Origin of the sequence: Pseudoalteromonas sp. S1608 (assembly GCF_005887265.1) — a bacterium.
Classification (GTDB): Bacteria; Pseudomonadota; Gammaproteobacteria; order Enterobacterales; family Alteromonadaceae; genus Pseudoalteromonas; species Pseudoalteromonas undina.
In genome coordinates this window covers 20,360-36,940 of sequence record NZ_PNDK01000002.1, presented here as the reverse complement: position 1 = coordinate 36,940, position 16,581 = coordinate 20,360, and the positions used below count along the sequence as shown (strand labels likewise).

Here is a 16,581-nt window from a genome sequence, read left to right as displayed (position 1 = left end):
CCTTTAGTAGCTTCAACTTTAACTATTTAGTTAATAGAGTAACTCCATTAAAAAAGTAAAACTGTAAAAATCTGTTAGTAAGTGAAAATTGTTTACAACATAATTTATACTAAAGTATTTTATTATCACTCTCGCAAAATGATATAACATAACATATAATTAAACTCGTTTTTTCATCCATACCAAAGCATATTTATGTCATTACCTTTATCTCAAAATCGTTTACACCATATAGACTTACTCAGAGGTCTTATTATTATATTTATGGTGATTGATCACGGCATGTATTATTGTCTTAATTATTCAGTGACCGATCCCATGAGCATACCAGGAACAGATGCGCTTACTTTTTTCACTCGTTTTATATCGCACTTTTGTGCGCCATTATTTGTATTTTTAGCGGGCCTTTCAGCTGCAATAACCGAGCATAAATACACTTCCACGCAAGCTTTTTCAAAAAGTTTAATTATACGTGGACTAGTCCTTATATTATTTGAATTTACTATTGTGTCGTGGTCTTGGAGCTTTAATCCACTGTTTCCAATGTTATACGCTCAGGTTATTTGGGCTATAGGTTGGGGATTTATTATTCTGGGGCTTTTACGTTTAATCGGTCTGTATGCGATTTTTGCCATGGGCTTAATTTTAGTATTTGGCCACAACTTATTTGATGCCGTCAACTTTGAGCCAAATACAATCGCAAATACGATATGGTCTGTTTTACATCAAAAAAATGTACTCGAACTTCCTTTTAACTTTAAAATTAGAACCACCTACCCCGTAGCACCTATTGTTGGGTTAATGGCGTTAGCCTATTGTGCAGGTGTTTTTTATAAAGCCAAGCAATACAGTAACCGAGTTATGGATTATGGCTTAATTTTGGGTGTAAGCTGCCTAGTTTTATATACGCTTTTGCGTGGCTTTAATCTTTATGGTGACGCATCAATATTTACGATTAGTGACTCTTATTTACTCACTATAATGTCATTCTTAAACCCGACCAAATACCCACTTTCCCTGCAGTTTATGTTGTTAACCGTTGGTATAGGCCTAATTATGCTTAAACTATTGAGCAAGCTAAAAAGTGATTTTTCGCCAAAGTTTTTACAAGTATTGGGTAAAACCAGTATGTTCTCGTACTTAGCCCACTTGTATTTACTGCATGCAATAAGTTGGTTACTTATCCCTGTTTTAGGCTTTAGTTTTTCTGATATGACTTATGGCGAAACACTGGTGGGTTTACCAACTGGATACGGTATGAGCTATGTTGCAACACTGATATTTATTGCAGTCGTAATTGGCCTAACAGCCGTTCTTGCCAATTATTATTTAGCATGGAAGCAAAAAAATAAACACAGTTTAATTGCTAAGTATATTTAACCTTACTTTCTCCCCACAACTTTATTGTGGGGAGAACACGTTTGAGCTAATTATGGTTAAATGCTAATATTTTAATCCTTATCAAAATAAACATCACCAACTACAAAGTTAAAGCGATTAATCATATTGCGCTTCACTCCAAACTCTTACATAGTCTACAAGCATATTAGCTTTAAAATCATCACTAATATTATTTTCATTACCATCCCAACCACCTACTTGTAACGATAAAATAATGTAAGAAGGTAAACTTCCAACTCTGTCGTCATAGTGCTCCCAAACTTTTTCACCATCTATATACATACCGACAAAACCAGGCTCCCAATGCATGCCATATACATGAAAACCATCAGGGGAATAATTATGATAAAGCTCGCCAGAACTTATTGACTTATGTTGACTACCGTAACCATCCCAATGCAGAGCAGAGATACTGATGTCTTCCCCCCAAATACCTAAACTCTCCATAATATCAAACTCCATTCCCTTATCGAAGGTAGGTGAGGTATCTCCCCAAGTATCTTTAATTAATAGAAGTGGCTCTTGACCAAAATTAGTATCTGCATAATTACCTCCTCGCACAAAAGCATCTTCAGTCGGGGATAAACTTTCTTCATTTACAATTAAAGCAGGCCTATCAGAAATATTATTCGATTCACTACTAAAAATTTTTATAAGCTGGCTACGCATATAATTGTCAATCAATGCAAAGCTAGCCTCTTTACCAGAGCTTTTTTGCTCTCTTATATAACTGGTAACATCCACTTCAATTATGTTTCCCGTAACCTCTCCATAGCTATGACTAAACCATAAAGGATCAATCTGCGGTTTAGTATTCCAAGTTACAGTATCTTGGGTCCAATCTGTGGAAAGTGTTTTATGCACAGCTATGCTGCTTTGAGTGTTTGCTTCAGAGATTTTAAGTCTTAAGAATGCAGAAGAAATAGTAGTAGATACATCATCAAGATTAAATTTTAATAATGACTGCCTCCTATAAGTATTATTACCATAAATACCTTTGTCAGGTAGTAACCAAAATGCAGGCCAAGCACCATGTACTGAGTCATACTTAATTTTAGCTTCAAAGTAACCATATTTTTGTCTAAATTTACGAAAAGTACTTACCTCAGCGGCTTTATAAAAGTAACGTTTGGTTCCTTGATTTAATGTGTTTTTTTCTGATTCAAGCTGCAACATTTCATTTTCAATGCGAATAGTTTCTCGCCCAGCATTACCTGCGATACCACTCATTCCTAAATATTGCTTTCCAACATGCCAATTGTTAGGGTTTAATAAAGTTGAATTAAAGTTATCTTCAAAAGTCAGCTCCCAATTACCAGCTAACGGCGGAGAAATATCATTATCTGGCTCTCCCTCGATAAAGGAAACCGAGTCCATATAAAATATACCTGTTCCAAGAGGACCTTGAATACCAATAGCTAGAACTTTTTCATTTTCATCAAGATTAAAGCCATTTAGATTTATTCTAATCGTGTGCCATGTATCGTCTGAAAAGTTATTATGGCCGGGCATACCATCCAATGTCCAAAATTCGTTATTGGTTTCGTCAAGATTTATTTTTAATGAATCGTTACCGCGACGGAACATTAAAGAGCCCTTATTTCCTGATTTTCTGTATATTTTTGCCTCAAGAATTGAATTTTTAAAAGGAGGTACTTGAGCAATGCGTAATCCTGATTGAGTCCAATAGTGTGCCTGCATTGATATAGCTCTTTCTCCATCAACTACTGGCTCACCAATTTGGGTTAAAGTCGATTCACTAGATGAGGTTGCCCATAACTTAGCCCCATTTCTAGGCTCATCATCAAATAAAATAACAGAAGCAAAACTTGATTTAGCTGCGAATAATAAAGCATAAAAAGTGAGTTTTATTTGTAGGGGAAACCTGCGATGTAATAATGTGAATTTCATTTTCTATCCTTAACTAATTGCTTAAGCAGAAAACAAGTTTTACCAAATAATAAAATTATAAATATCTGATGAGGACAAAAAGGTAATACTTAAACCCTAATCAACCAAACTTTTACTAGTTAATAATAATGATACGAAGCAAAGCTGGTATTTTCAATTTTTCTACAGATTTAATTATTTAGTAATTCACAAGAGTTAGTATCTCTGAGCAACTACAAAGGATATGATTTTTAATATTTAAGTGATGAGCTATTATTTCTTTAACTGGAATATGAACAAGATTACAACATACTAACTCGTGAGATCTGAGCTACAATTTAGATAGTTAGACATCACCAAACTGGAGATTTACTGCACTTAACTTTTGAAAGTTCTTTAAATAAAATGTACTGATTTAGTCATAAATCAAACATTAAAAAAGGCGCTATAAAAGCGCCTTGCTAACAAGTATGTGTGCTTAGAACATATCTTGATAGGAATTTGTTGTACTAAATGTAATTGCTTTTTCAAAGCCTGGCAGTGTAATGCTGTGCTCATCTAAAACAATCTCATTTTCATCAATCAAGCCATCACCAAAACGGTAAATTAGCGAGTATTGACCTAAATCGGCTTGCGTTTGGTAAGTATGCTGTGCATCTTTTACTTGGCTATGTTTTTCAACATAGCTGTTCATCAGTGCATCACCATGGCGTTTAGCAAGCATTTGCATGGTTACTTTTGCGCTCAGTACAGTCGCTGTTGCATTATTTCCACCAAAGCCTTTTGAGTTAATAAACGCAATATCCATATCACCACAATCGTAGTGGCTATTACGAATATCTAAATGTTCGCTGTAAACATCGTCGGCTACTTTATCAATGGTGGTAATACCTGGCATAATATTATGACTAAATACACCTAACGCAATGGCAAGCTGATCGCCACTAGCAGGCGCAATAGTATGGCCTACATAGGCTTTAGGCGCAGTCACTTTCCAGTTATCAATAGCAAATGTTTGCGCTACTTTATGATAAATTAAAGATTCAGTAACACGATTTTGTGGCGTACTTGAGCCGTGCGCTAAAATAAAGCTACGTTGTTGCAGTGCCTCTTTACCTAACAAGCTAGTAGCAAGTGCTGCTGATTTCGCCATGGTGATGTAGTTGCCAGGCCCAGGTGAGGTAATTGACTTTTTAACTCCATCGGCATTCACAAATACATCCGGCACACTGCCCATAATATCTGCACCGAGTTCCAGAGCCAGTGCATCATCCATTAATATAGCAACCTGAGCCCCCTCACCTAAGGTAAAACCGCAGTTCTCACCAAATGGACGACTACTTTTACGGTAGTCAGGCTCATCATCATTGCTTAAATTATCTAAACGGCGCAAACCTTCAATATTGGCCAGCGCACTCATATTACCAAAACCTTCAACCACTTCTGGAGTAATCGCACATTCAACACTTGCAACCACTGCAACACGGGTACGACCAGCTTGAATATCGTTAACGGCAGCGCGCAAGTTATATAAAAATGTGGCACATGCGCCTGAAGTTGAAAAAGTCGTCCCCACATTCCCAGTAACATAGGCGTTAATAAAATCGGTCGACATCGTATTTAAACCCAGCGCTAACTGTTTAGTACTAACACGATCGCCCTGCTGACGCGCTTTAACTAATCCACCTAAGCCTTTATCATCCATTTGACCAATAACCGATGCTGAATAGGTACCAATTTTATCTGGCTCTACGCTATTCATAATATGTTGCCAATCAAGTCCTGTTGATTTTATTGCATCGGTGGCAGCAAATATGGTCGCTTGTAAACCGCGCGGCTGGTAGCGGCTGTTATACATAATGGCAGGATCAAACCCGGTTGGAAATTGCCCAGCCGACTTAATCGGGTTATCACGGGTTGAGTCATGTTTTACATCTAGCTCAGCAGCAATCGTGACTTTTACTTTTTTATTATCAAGCTCATCTATTTGCCAGTTGCTTGGTAAAGGCGATGGTAAGTCACGACGACGTGTTTCAAACACAATTGAACTATCATCTGAAGCCGTTAAAGTCATTTTTTGCTGCCAAGGTGTGGCATCAACATCAAAATGTTCTTTTTCAATTTTTCGAATTAATGTACCAGCAATAATTTGCTCACCAAAGCGTGCTTCAATGTCGCTTTGCTCAACATGATTACCTTGGCTGTCTTCAAGTTGGCCGTTTACTGTAGTCACTAAGTTCATTAATGTGGCAAGGCCTAAAAACGTTTCTTGGCGAGCTTGCGCCGCTAAGCTATCTAACACGATACGACGATAACCTTGATGAAAAGAAGTACGGCCAGCGGCATTAATGCCTCCCATGCCTACAATAACGGGTAATGCAGTCATAATTTACCTTTAAAATGCGTGTTATAAGAATATGACATTAGTTTAATTGGATTATAGAGACGCCTTTGTGCTTTAATAGCCAAATAAGCGGCATAAAAGGCCAAAAACAACTGGTCGGAGCATTCACAATGAGCAACAACCCATTAAATCCCCCCATAAATATTGGTATCGCAGTGTTTGAGCATTTGTTGGTAACCAGTCTCACATTACCGATTGAGATGCTGCGTGCGGGTGAGGCTTTTGCTAAAGGCCATAGTGATAAAAATAACTTTAAACCTCTGGCTATTCATTTAGTGGCTAAAAATAGTGATGCCATTAAGACGCGAACTGGACTATCGATTATTCCTGATTGTACTAGCGAAAACTCACCTTATTGCGATTTAGTTATTGTGCCTGGTATTTGGCGTAACCCTCGCCCGGTGATACGCGCTAATCAACAATTAGTCACTTGGCTGATCGAGAGCTTTACCGTAGGAAGTCATATAATTGGAGTAGGCACAGGTAATTGTTTTGTTGCAGAGGCTAGTTTACTTGACGGACATCCCGCTACTACCCATTGGCATTATGCTAAACAGTTTAAGCATGACTACCCTAATGTAAGTTTAAAACCTGATTTTTTTATCACCCAGTCAGAACGTATGTATACCGTAGCCAGTTTAAATGCACTTGCTGATGTTATCGTACATATTATTAGTCAATATTATGGTAAAGAAGCGGCACAACATGTGGAGCGCAACTTTTCCCATGAAATTCGTAAACCCTATGAAGATCAACGTTACTTAGAGGGAGCAGTAGATAGACACCCAGATGAGCTGATTGCACAAATACAGTTTTGGTTAAAAACCAATCTAGCCAGTGAGCTCAACTTACAGGAGGTTGCGGCTCAATTTAGTCTAAGTTATCGCACCTTTACCCGTCGCTTCAGAAGTGCCACTAACCAAAGTCCAATCGAATATTGGCAACAATTACGAGTAGAAGGCGCCAAAGATTTATTGGCATCTTCTAATTTATCGATTCAGGAAGTTGCTTTAGAGGTTGGCTATAATGACCAAGGGCATTTAACCCGAGTATTTAAAAAAGTATTACGCCAAACACCCAGCGAATACCGTAAAGTCGTGCGACGAAAATTATTTGGTTAAGTTTTAACTAAACCGTGTTCACTTTTGATGGTTAGCAAAGATTGATATAGCCTTGATTAGATTTTTTTATATATATAAATTATAGTATTACGCATGAAGCGTGGTGAAATTAATACAGGGAGATAGCTGATGGATAAACTTACCAATCTGCTTGTCGATCAACAAAGCAACGCATCCATTGAGGCTAAACTAGCTGACTTACTCGCGTTAGTTCGCAAACATTTAGATATGGATGTTGCTTTTATATCTGAATTTATTAACGATGAGCGGGTTTTTAAAGTGGTCGATAATCCCTCTGAAAACCAAATTGTTAAAGTGGGTAATGCCGATCCGATTAATGAAACGTATTGTCAAAAAATCACCGATGACAAGCTTAGTCCTATTATTACTAATACCTACGCAAACCCAATAACCAAGGCTATGCCCGTAACCGAAAAGTTAGGTATAGGCGCTTATATCGGTGTACCTATCAACCTGTCAAACGGTAAATTATACGGTACTTTTTGTTGTTATAAATCACACCATGATGAAAGCTTGAACGATCGCGATTTATCGTTTTTAAATATTATTTCGGAAATAGCGACTGGCTTAATTGAAAAAAACTTATCAAAAAGTATATCGCGTAATCACGCCAAGTCAGCTATTGAGCAAATTATTAGCGATAATGATATTAGTATCTACTTTCAACCTATTTTTAGTTTAAAAAATAATAAAGTTGCAGGTTTTGAATCACTTGCTCGATTTTTTACTACACCTTATAAAACTCCTGATGTATGGTTTAAAGAAGCAAAAAAGGTTGGCTTAAATGAAGCATTAGAAATGCTAGCCATTAAAAATGCAGTCACCAACATAGCCAAATTTAATAATTCAACTTACATTGCTATTAATTGCTCACCATCGCATATCCTAAGCGGTGCACTTAAAAATACATTACAAAACATTGACTGCACTAGGCTAGTATTAGAAATTACTGAGCATTCGCCAATTTCCGACTACGAAAAAATGCGAACTGCACTTAGGCCTCTCAGAAACAAAGGCCTTCGCTTAGCTATTGATGATGTAGGCGCAGGCTTTTCGTCATTTCAGCACATTTTAGAGCTTGAAGCCGATATTATTAAATTAGATATCAGCCTCACACAAAATATAAACACTGATGATCGTAAGTTTTTGCTAGCAAAAGCACTGTGTGGGTTTGCAAAAGCAATCGACTGCACCATCGTTGCCGAAGGAATTGAAACTGAAGAAGAACTCAACTCGTTAAGAAAGCTCAATGTAGATAGTGTGCAAGGTTATTTTATTGGCCGCCCCACAGCAATTAACGATGCACTTAGTTTGCTAAACGCAACTCTACCAGCATGAAAAACGCCACTATTTAGTGGCGTTCGCTATCTATACTGTCTTTTCGATAATAACGTTTGTGATAACTTTTTACTTTAGCGTGCACCCCTTTGCTGAGGCTTTTAAACTTAGCTTCGAGCACATCAACACCATATAAAATACCAACCACCAATATAGAAAGCTTAATTGCAGCACCTAAGTTTTCGGTTGCGATCATCACCCCAATAGACGCAAGCACCCAAATAGTGGCCGCGGAGGTAACCCCTACCACTGCACCATCTTTTGCTAGCATAACGCCTGCGCCTAAAAAACCAATACCCGTGATTATTTGCCCCACTACACGAGAATGATCAATCACATCCCCTTGTAAATTAAACGCCGTAGATAAAAACAAATATGTGCCTAACGTTATTAATGCTGATGTGCGAATACCCACAGGTTTACCGCGCAATTGACGCTCTATACCAATAATAGCGCCACAAAAAGCGGCGGTGCCAATAGCTGCCCATGAGTATGGCGCTACATCGATAAAATCTAAAAATGTCACTTAATATCCTAATCTATTTTACTTTACCAATAGCAACTGCCGTTCTGAGCCTTTGGCTACCAAATGCCGACATTTTACTAAAGTCGCTACGTGCAATTGGTACGTACTGACAATCTATTGCTAGCTGGTTATCTTTTCCAGGCTGGCAAAATGGGTCATGTACGTAAACACAATGTGCATCTAAATGGGTTACACACACCCAGTGCGGTGATTTTTTACCATCAAACCGATACGTACTAATTAACAGCAACACACTAAACCCCTGACTCAACCAGTTTTCTATGTCAGTTAATTCAACATCTTTTTGTGTAACTGAAATATTTGCCGCTGCAATACCCTCAACAAACTGTTTATGAACCGTGGCCAATACTGATTTTTTGTTATCACTGCGAACCCCATCTAAAAATAATGGTTCAGATGTATTAACAATTACCTCACTTGTAAAACCGCGTTTATTTGCAGCCAGTGCCAAGCCAAATGGGTGACAACCGCCATGCCCAGAGGTCATAAAAATAGTGGTGCCTTCACGCCACAAAGCTAATTCATGTGACTGACTCAGCTCTGTGTTTGAGTCAAGAGCAGCCATTGCCATTAATAACGCAGCAGGACCACAGGTAAACTCGGTGGTTTGCTGATACCATGGCGTTAAACGCTCAACCTGCAACTCACTGGTTTGGCGAATATTTTTTTGCATGCGTAAGGCATCACTGTGATCGTCATAATAATCACTGTATTGACCAAATACGCGATACCCCACACTTTTATAAAGCCCAATGGCGCTGTCGTTATTTACTGCAACTTCTAGGCGCAAATAAATACGTCCACGCTCACTGGTCGCTTTTTCAAGTTCATTGAGTAATTTTTTGGCTATGCCCTTGCCCTGCATTGTTGGTAATACGGCTAACGAATACAAACGCGCTAAACGCGTGCCTTTATGGCACCACACTAAGCCATAGCCACATAGTTGCGCATTTTGCTCAGCAACTAATAAAATCCCATGTTTAACCCCAAGCCAGCGCTTTAAACTACGCGCACTTAGCTTATCGTTACTAAAGCAAGTATTTTCAAGCGCCACCAACGCCTTTAAGTCAGTGGTTATTGCAGGGCGAATAACTAGCTTGGTCGTCACTGTTACTTTTTCAGCCAAAGCAATAGGCATTAGCCGCGGCCTCGTGCTTCTAACCGCTGTTTAAACTCATCCATTATGATCATGTATAGCTCGTCACCTAAGTAACCATCTTCTACTTTGTGATCAATGCTCGGGTTGTCGTTTACTTCCAATACATACGCACGACCTTGGTGCTCTTTAACATCTACACCGTATAAACCTTTACCCACTGTTTTGCAGGCCTTTAAAGCAGCGTCTAACACAGCTTTTGGTAACTCAAAGGTTGGTAGAGTTTCAAAGCCACCGGAAAAAAACCGTTTTGCGTCATGGTTGTATATTTGCCAATGGTTACGCGCCATTAAATAACGACATGCATAAATAGCACGACCATTAAGTACCCCTACGCGCCAATCGTATTCGGTGTACATGTATTCTTGTGCCAATACCAGCGCACTCAGTGCAAATAATTCACTAAGCTTAGCTTCTAATTCATCACGATTAGCAACTTTATAAACGCCTTTTGAAAACGACCCTTCTGGCATTTTTAATACCAGCGGATAAGTAAACGACGCTTCTAGTTGCTCAATTGTGTCTTTTGATTGATCTGCCACCACCACGGTTTTTAAGCTCGGTACTTTTTGATAATTAAATGCATCATGTAAGTACACTTTATTACAGCACCGTAAAATAGACTCCGCATCGTCAATCACCACTAAACCAAGGCTTTGCGCTTTACTTGCAAGGCGGTAGGTTGGGTGATCAATCGCTGTTGTTTGACGAATAAACAACGCATCAAATTGGGCAATATTATCTATTTCCTCAAAGCTAAGTGCTTTTGCGTTAATACCATGTTTCGCTGCTGCTTTTATAAAACGTGTAATTGCATCTTTATCGCTTGGCGGTACTTTTTCGTTATGATCAACCAATATCGCCATATCCCAACGAAAACGGCGCTCTACTTTACCAATACGCCATTGCGTTTGGGTAAACTCATTGAGCTTTTCAATAAACGCAGCATATTGTTGCTCACTTAATGAGGTTAAAGAGCCTTGTTGCAATAAACCTTGCTGATCTACAAATAAAATAGGCGCTGGGTATTGTTTAAATATCGATTTAGCCGCTTTACTTTGTAATTCGTTAAGAGCATTACCAAAATAAACTGCGCCATCAATATGCCCAGTATTTAAAATAGGTGCTTGTCCACTTCTAAGCGCGTTTATTGTTTTAACGCTTGGTAATACTTGGTGTTTGCGGGCTTCTGCAAGCAATGAACAATAATAACCCTTACTCAAGTATTGGCTTGAGTCGCATAAATTAATAATGCGGGTTTTAGGTTCGTTGCGTTTTGGGTAGTCACGCAAGTAGGTGTTAAACGTAATGACATTTTCAAATGAAAGAGCAAGTGCTTGCTCGTTGTTATCAACCACAATTAAGGTTTTAAACACGACTTTTCCTAGTTAAGTCAAAATATAAATAATACCTTGGCTAGTTAGCTCAGGTAGTTAAACAGCAAATAGAAACACCCATCGCACTAAGTGCAGCAAATAGCAAATCACTTAATACGATAGGTGCTTTAACGAATATCTACTATAAACGTTAGCGCTTAAATTGCTTAAGCGACATGTGATTTATAAGCCCTTTTTTAAATACACACAAACGAGATATTTTTAGCGTGAAGATAAAAATTTTTGATGAACTTTTTTATTGTTAATTTGTGTTTTAAAATAGCCAAAATTTACCACTAAAAGTGATCATTATGTCTCTTCCCGCTTGCCCTAAATGTCAATGTGAATACGTTTACGAAGACCAACAACTGCTTATATGCCCAGAATGTGCCTATGAATGGAACCCAAATAATACAAGCGATGAAGACGCTATTTTGGTAAAAGATGCAAACGGCACTTTACTAGCTGATGGCGACAAAGTAACCGTAGCCAAAGATTTAAAAATTAAAGGCAGTTCTCAGGTTATAAAAATTGGCACGAAAGCGGTAGTTAGACGTGTGCTTGATAAAAAAGATCACCAGCTAGATTGTAAAGTAGATGGCATTGGCGAAATGATGGTAACGGCTAAGTTTGTGAAAAAAGCCTGAAATTACAAAAACTCACTTGTAAAAATTAACACAAAGCAATAACGCTTAACTGCTAATTTTTTAGCTCTTTAGATAGCGCAGCTAATGTTTGATCGTAAGCATTCTGATTAAAGTTACTTGAGTGTGGGTTCATAAAACCATGTAAGTAATCAACATGCTTTACGTTAACATTAGCCTTTGTTGTAAGCTCCACCTGTAGTGATTTAACATCAAAGTGCGGCTCATAATGCGGAAATATGAGTTCAATCTCAAATTGTGGTTGTATATCTGTATGGTGCCTAATTTGCGAGCTGTAAAAACAAATGCCCTTAGCTATCGTTTTAATCGCCGGGTGTGCAGACATTGACCAAATTGCCGATGCGCCAACACTAAAACCAATCAATATAGTGTTGCCAGCGAGTGGTTTAATCGCTTTTTGTAAAATAGCTACATACTCATCAAGGCCTATATTCTGACTAAAATACTCATAGGCCTGCTGTTCACTGTTAAATGCCATATCAACCCCGCCATAGGGATCGACAATAGACTGAGCGTTTAGTTTTTCAGCAAATGCTTTTAAAGCCGCTGTATTACCAAAAATATCACTGACCAATACTAAGTTCATAAACGGCTCATCTTTAATTTTATTCTATAAGTTTTAGGCAATAATTTAACAAAGAGGCCTACGAGATGCTGCGCCTCAGAGTAAGAGACAAATAAATACTACATTCAAAGCACTTCAACCACATCGTAACTATGTTTTACATCACCGATAGTTAAACTAACTTCATCATCGACTTGTTTACCTAATAACTGTTTGCCTAATGGTGCGCCAGAGGTAAGTACTTGAATAGTTGTGCCTTTAATATCAACGGTTAATCCACCAGCTGCTGGGCCTAAATAAAACCATTTTTGTGTGCTGGCATCGTCTTCTAAACATACCAATGAGCTTATAACGACAGTGCCTGTAACGGGTTCGTTGTATATGGCTTCAAATAGTTGTATTTCTTTATAGCACTCATTAACTCGCTCTGCATGGCCTTGTGCTAAATAGGCAGCTTCAAGCCCGAGAGTATCGTATTGGGTCTCTGCAATACTTTCTTCATGGGTAGCGGTATCGTGAGCTGTTTGAGCTGCAATTTTAGCAGTGTTTAGTTGCTCATCTAAGGCAAAACGAAGGTGCTCAGTAACATGGGCTTTATTCATTTGGAGAATTCACTCAATTCGATAAAAATAATTTGATATTTTAGCATTGTTGCTACATCGAACACTATCCCTTTGCTGTGTAACAACAATGCTAATTTAAGGCTATGGCATATCCATTAATGCCTGCGTTTGCTGATCCACTTGCTTATCGTAGTTTTTAGCACTTAAACCAAGTAGCTCAGGTAATGTAGCAGCAATACAAATAGACGACAGCGTGCCTACAACTATTCCTGCAAACAAAGCAATGGCAAATCCCTGCAGCGGTGCCCCAGCTAACAGCCAAACACTTGCCACCGTAGCTAGCGTAGTTCCTGAGGTAATAAGCGTACGAGTTAAGGTGCTTTTAATAGCGCTGTTGATAATACTGCTTGGTTTCAGCGAAATATTTGTTGGTATGCGTAATAGCTCGCGTACTCTATCGCCCACTATTATTGAGTCATTTAGGGAGTAGCCAATAATTGCCAATAAACTGGCTAAAACGGTTAGATTAAACTCTATTTGTAACCACGAAAATAAGCCAACCACTAGCACTAAATCATGTAATAAAGCCACCACAGAGCCTAATGCCAAACGCCACTCAAACCGAACAGCTAAATAAATCATTACCGCTACCATCGCAGCAAGTAAGGCTAAGCAGCCTTGCTCAAATAATTCGTCACCCACTTGAGAGCCAATGTAAGCCGATGATAAAACCTCTGCGTTTATATCTGGGTTTTGGCTAATCGCGGTTTTCCAAGCATCATTATTAGCTTCCTCACTTGGCGCTTGCGTTAATTGAAAATGATTATTGCCCTGTGCTGTAAGTTCAAATTCACCTTGATGGTTTTTAGCAATAAATTGCTCAAGCTGTTTTAGTTCAACACCTTGGCTGGTGGTAAATTCTGTTAAATAACCACCCGTAAAATCAAGACCAAAATTAAGCCCTTTTTGTGCAATGGTGAATACCGATAACAACACAAATATGGCACTTATAAGCAAGCCTGTATAACGCATACGTGACCCTGTCTCACATTTTAAAAAAGTGTTAAGCATGCGCGTTTACTCCTGCTTTTTTACCCAGCTTTAAATATAAGCTTTGGCTTAAATATTTCGATACATACACACCAGTAAACACCGATGTAATAAGACCCAGCGCTAGCGTTATCGCAAAGCCTTTTACCGGGCCATAGCCTATGCCATATAAAATAATCGCGGTGATCATGGTGGTAATATTGGCATCAAATATAGTATTAGCAGCCTGTTTATAACCCTCTTGTATCGCTTGATACGGGGGGCGACCTTTGCGACGCTCTTCTTTTATGCGTTCAAATATAATCACGTTAGTATCAACCGCCATTCCTATAGTTAATACTAAGCCTGCTATCCCTGGAAGAGTTAAAACCACCCCAGGTAATAACGACATTAGCCCCACTAAAGAGGTTAAGTTTAAAATTAACGCAACATTTGCAATAAGCCCTAAACGGCGGTACCACAGTGCCATAAACGCAAGTGTTAAACCCATGCCTAACATTAACGCTGCTAATCCATTATTAATATTGTCTTGGCCAAGGCTTGGGCCAATAGTTTGCTCATGCACTATCGTTACAGGCGCAGTAAGTGATCCTGCACGTAGTAGTAGCGCTAAATCGGCAGCGGCTTGTTGGCTCTGCATATTGGTTATACTAAACCGCGAGCTTAAATGCTGGGCAATATTAGCCACATTAATGACTTCGCTTTTTTTAACCACTTCACCTTTAGCATTTTGTGAATACTCTGAATAAAGCGTTGCCATAGGTTTACCTATATTCGCCTTTGAAAAAGCCGACATAGCATCGCCACCTTGGCCATCTAAGCTCAGTTGTACCAAAGGTTTACCCCAGTCATCACGGCCTATATTAGCGTTATTAATATGCTCACCGGTAAATATAGGTACAGGGTCGAGCTTAATAGTCCCTCCCGATTGCAAATTAAACGTTTGCCCGCCTCTCTCTTTAAGTTGATAAAACCCCAATGACGCGGTTGCACCAATTATGCGTTTTGCTTCAGCTGGATCTTGCACGCCAGGTAGCTCAATACGAATGCGCTGCTTACCTTGGCGCTGTGTAACGGCCTCAGTTATACCGAGCTCTTCAATACGTGAGCGAAGTGTGGTGAGTGTTTGGCTCATCACTTCTTTATCAAATGCGCTGCGCCCTTGCTCAGAATAGCTAATTTTAACGACCTGTAAGTTGCCATTAGTTGATGTGGTTGTAGTGAGGTTTTCAAAACGGCTTTTAAGCTCTTTTATGACAACTGTTAGCTTATCGCCAGCATTCTCAAGCGCACTTATTTCAAAGCCCTGATTAGTCTGCTTCGCTTTAACGCCATAGGCTTTTTGCTTAACAATAATGGCTTTTGTTTGTTGATATGCACTGAGCAATTGCTCATCAATGGCTTTATCTAAATCAACATCAAGTACAAACAATACCCCGCCGTTTAAATCAAGACCCAGTTTTATAGGCGATAAGCCAAACTCTTGTAACCAAACAGGGCTGGTTGCATGTTCAACAATTTTAACCTGTGTATTTGGAAAGTTTGATTTTAAAACCGCTTGAGCCTGCGCACTTTGTGTAGGCGTATTTAAAAGTACATTAATATGTGCTGGGTCTTTTAAACTTTCACTCACTTCGAAACCTTGGCTATTTAAAAAGCTAACTAGGTTCTCAGTACTTGGCATTACTTGCGTTTTAACATCAGAAGCTGCACTAATATGCAACCATGACTTATTGGGATATAAATTAGGTAAGGCGCTTATTGCTAGTAACACTAATACAATCAGCATGGCTACATAGCTCAATTTAAACTTAGCCTTAAATGGCTTTTTCTCTTTTTTTAGACTTAACATAGTTATTCCTTATTACTAGGCATAGCCCAGTAACGTACCTATTAGGCACAATTAATCTGTAGGTCAAAACGCGATGCGTTAAAACCAATTAACATTAAATAAGAAACTTTAAGCGTGGTAGGTAGTTACAGCGGTGTATAACAGGTTAGCGTCTTTCCAGCCGCTCAAGCGCGACTTTTTACTTTTAAATACCCAGGTATACCAAGGCTGATTTATAGTGATTGCTTGCGGTCGCAAAAAAATATGCCTACACCCATTTAGGGCAAAAAACTCATGCACTACATCGTATTCAGGATCGCCCTGCGCACTATGTAGAAATAAAAATGAGTTATTGGCTGTTAGCCTAGGCTGATGCGCAGCAAAATCAGAATGCTTTGAGTTTTTATGCTTTAAATTGCCAAGCGATTTTGTAGGTGTAGGAGTGTTAGTTAAATGGTCAACATTAATAACATCGCTATAACTGCTTTGGTTACTGTTTAATTCGTGCTTTACGCCCATAGCATGGCTTTGCACACTAAAGAGTACAGCAAAAAACAAGAATGTAGCGAAAAAAACGCGAAATTTAAACATTTGCCATTTAAAACTAAAATAAAGGATAGCTAGTATATAAGGGCAGCTAATTAAAATACAAT

14 protein-coding genes are annotated in these 16,581 nt (G+C 38.7%); 4 read left to right on the top strand and 10 right to left on the bottom strand.

Going from position 1 to position 16,581, the window contains the following annotated elements; all coding sequences use genetic code 11:
- Nucleotides 1-195: 195 nt before the first annotated feature.
- Nucleotides 196-1,380: an acetyltransferase domain-containing protein gene (locus tag CWB75_RS00475; protein WP_138569594.1), complete on the top strand. Its 1,185-nt coding sequence runs from the start codon at nt 196-198 to the stop codon at nt 1,378-1,380.
- Between the two features lie 117 nt (nt 1,381-1,497).
- On the opposite strand, the gene CWB75_RS00470 is transcribed toward CWB75_RS00475, so the two are convergent.
- The gene (locus CWB75_RS00470; protein WP_138569593.1) at nt 1,498-3,312 is read right to left on the bottom strand and encodes a CBM96 family carbohydrate-binding protein; all 1,815 of its coding nucleotides are present in this window, start codon (nt 3,310-3,312) and stop codon (nt 1,498-1,500) included.
- Nucleotides 3,313-3,769: 457 nt separating this feature from the next.
- Nucleotides 3,770-5,677 carry a beta-ketoacyl synthase gene (locus CWB75_RS00465; RefSeq protein ID WP_138569592.1) on the bottom strand — a complete coding sequence of 636 codons (1,908 nt, stop codon included), beginning with the start codon at nt 5,675-5,677 and terminating at the stop codon, nt 3,770-3,772.
- A 128-nt stretch (nt 5,678-5,805) separates the two neighbouring features.
- Here CWB75_RS00465 and CWB75_RS00460 point away from each other — a divergent pair, with 128 nt between their 5' ends.
- Together CWB75_RS00460 and CWB75_RS00455 are read left to right on the top strand one after the other, a co-directional pair.
- Nucleotides 5,806-6,816 carry a GlxA family transcriptional regulator gene (locus CWB75_RS00460; RefSeq protein ID WP_138569591.1) on the top strand — a complete coding sequence of 337 codons (1,011 nt, stop codon included), beginning with the start codon at nt 5,806-5,808 and terminating at the stop codon, nt 6,814-6,816.
- Between the two features lie 129 nt (nt 6,817-6,945).
- A complete protein-coding gene (locus tag CWB75_RS00455; protein WP_138569590.1) occupies nt 6,946-8,175 on the top strand; it encodes a sensor domain-containing phosphodiesterase in 1,230 nt (409 codons plus the stop codon).
- A gap of 13 nt (nt 8,176-8,188) precedes the next feature.
- Here CWB75_RS00455 and CWB75_RS00450 read toward each other — a convergent pair whose 3' ends face one another.
- From CWB75_RS00450 to CWB75_RS00440, 3 genes are read right to left on the bottom strand one after another with little or no spacing between them, the layout of a single operon-like run.
- Nucleotides 8,189-8,701, bottom strand: coding sequence for an MgtC/SapB family protein (locus tag CWB75_RS00450; protein WP_008110519.1), 513 nt, complete (start codon nt 8,699-8,701; stop codon nt 8,189-8,191).
- Nucleotides 8,702-8,714: 13 nt separating this feature from the next.
- Complete coding sequence (locus CWB75_RS00445) at nt 8,715-9,860, bottom strand: GNAT family N-acetyltransferase/peptidase C39 family protein (RefSeq protein WP_138569589.1); 1,146 nt, start codon at nt 9,858-9,860, stop codon at nt 8,715-8,717.
- Nucleotides 9,860-11,254, bottom strand: coding sequence for a RimK family ATP-grasp domain-containing protein (locus tag CWB75_RS00440; protein WP_138569588.1), 1,395 nt, complete (start codon nt 11,252-11,254; stop codon nt 9,860-9,862). Before CWB75_RS00440 ends, CWB75_RS00445 begins: the two co-directional genes overlap by 1 nt.
- A 311-nt stretch (nt 11,255-11,565) precedes the next feature.
- On the opposite strand from CWB75_RS00440, the gene CWB75_RS00435 reads away from it, so the two are divergent.
- Nucleotides 11,566-11,901 (top strand): zinc ribbon domain-containing protein YjdM, encoded by a 336-nt coding sequence (locus CWB75_RS00435; RefSeq protein WP_076920245.1) that lies wholly within the window; start codon nt 11,566-11,568, stop codon nt 11,899-11,901.
- 52 nt (nt 11,902-11,953) lie between these two features.
- Here the strand turns inward: CWB75_RS00435 and CWB75_RS00430 are convergent, their stop codons facing one another.
- The 5 genes from CWB75_RS00430 to CWB75_RS00410 all read right to left on the bottom strand — a co-directional run bounded on the left by CWB75_RS00430 (nt 11,954) and on the right by CWB75_RS00410 (nt 16,519).
- A complete protein-coding gene (locus tag CWB75_RS00430; protein WP_138569587.1) occupies nt 11,954-12,505 on the bottom strand; it encodes a dienelactone hydrolase family protein in 552 nt (183 codons plus the stop codon).
- A gap of 104 nt (nt 12,506-12,609) precedes the next feature.
- Nucleotides 12,610-13,086: a GreA/GreB family elongation factor gene (locus CWB75_RS00425; protein WP_138569586.1), complete on the bottom strand. Its 477-nt coding sequence runs from the start codon at nt 13,084-13,086 to the stop codon at nt 12,610-12,612.
- Nucleotides 13,087-13,188: 102 nt separating this feature from the next.
- Nucleotides 13,189-14,118, bottom strand: a complete 930-nt coding sequence (gene secF, locus CWB75_RS00420) for a protein translocase subunit SecF (RefSeq protein WP_138569585.1) — start codon at nt 14,116-14,118, stop codon at nt 13,189-13,191.
- Nucleotides 14,111-15,949, bottom strand: a complete 1,839-nt coding sequence (gene secD / locus CWB75_RS00415) for a protein translocase subunit SecD (RefSeq protein ID WP_138569584.1) — start codon at nt 15,947-15,949, stop codon at nt 14,111-14,113. The genes secF and secD overlap by 8 nt, the downstream gene beginning before the upstream one ends.
- A gap of 108 nt (nt 15,950-16,057) precedes the next feature.
- Nucleotides 16,058-16,519, bottom strand: coding sequence for a hypothetical protein (locus tag CWB75_RS00410; RefSeq protein WP_138569583.1), 462 nt, complete (start codon nt 16,517-16,519; stop codon nt 16,058-16,060).
- Nucleotides 16,520-16,581 lie beyond the last annotated feature (62 nt).

Excerpts from the sequence above, each read along its gene's own strand:
- CWB75_RS00475 (WP_138569594.1), top strand. The coding sequence starts at position 196 with ATGTCATTACCTTTATCTCAAAATCGTTTACACCATATAGACTTACTC.
- CWB75_RS00470 (WP_138569593.1), bottom strand. The coding sequence starts at position 3,312 with ATGAAATTCACATTATTACATCGCAGGTTTCCCCTACAAATAAAACTC.
- CWB75_RS00465 (WP_138569592.1), bottom strand. The coding sequence starts at position 5,677 with ATGACTGCATTACCCGTTATTGTAGGCATGGGAGGCATTAATGCCGCT.
- CWB75_RS00460 (WP_138569591.1), top strand. The coding sequence starts at position 5,806 with ATGAGCAACAACCCATTAAATCCCCCCATAAATATTGGTATCGCAGTG.
- CWB75_RS00455 (WP_138569590.1), top strand. The coding sequence starts at position 6,946 with ATGGATAAACTTACCAATCTGCTTGTCGATCAACAAAGCAACGCATCC.
- CWB75_RS00445 (WP_138569589.1), bottom strand. The coding sequence starts at position 9,860 with ATGCCTATTGCTTTGGCTGAAAAAGTAACAGTGACGACCAAGCTAGTT.
- CWB75_RS00435 (WP_076920245.1), top strand. The coding sequence starts at position 11,566 with ATGTCTCTTCCCGCTTGCCCTAAATGTCAATGTGAATACGTTTACGAA.
- CWB75_RS00430 (WP_138569587.1), bottom strand. The coding sequence starts at position 12,505 with ATGAACTTAGTATTGGTCAGTGATATTTTTGGTAATACAGCGGCTTTA.
- CWB75_RS00425 (WP_138569586.1), bottom strand. The coding sequence starts at position 13,086 with ATGAATAAAGCCCATGTTACTGAGCACCTTCGTTTTGCCTTAGATGAG.
- secF (WP_138569585.1), bottom strand. The coding sequence starts at position 14,118 with ATGCTTAACACTTTTTTAAAATGTGAGACAGGGTCACGTATGCGTTAT.
- secD (WP_138569584.1), bottom strand. The coding sequence starts at position 15,949 with ATGTTAAGTCTAAAAAAAGAGAAAAAGCCATTTAAGGCTAAGTTTAAA.
- CWB75_RS00410 (WP_138569583.1), bottom strand. The coding sequence starts at position 16,519 with ATGTTTAAATTTCGCGTTTTTTTCGCTACATTCTTGTTTTTTGCTGTA.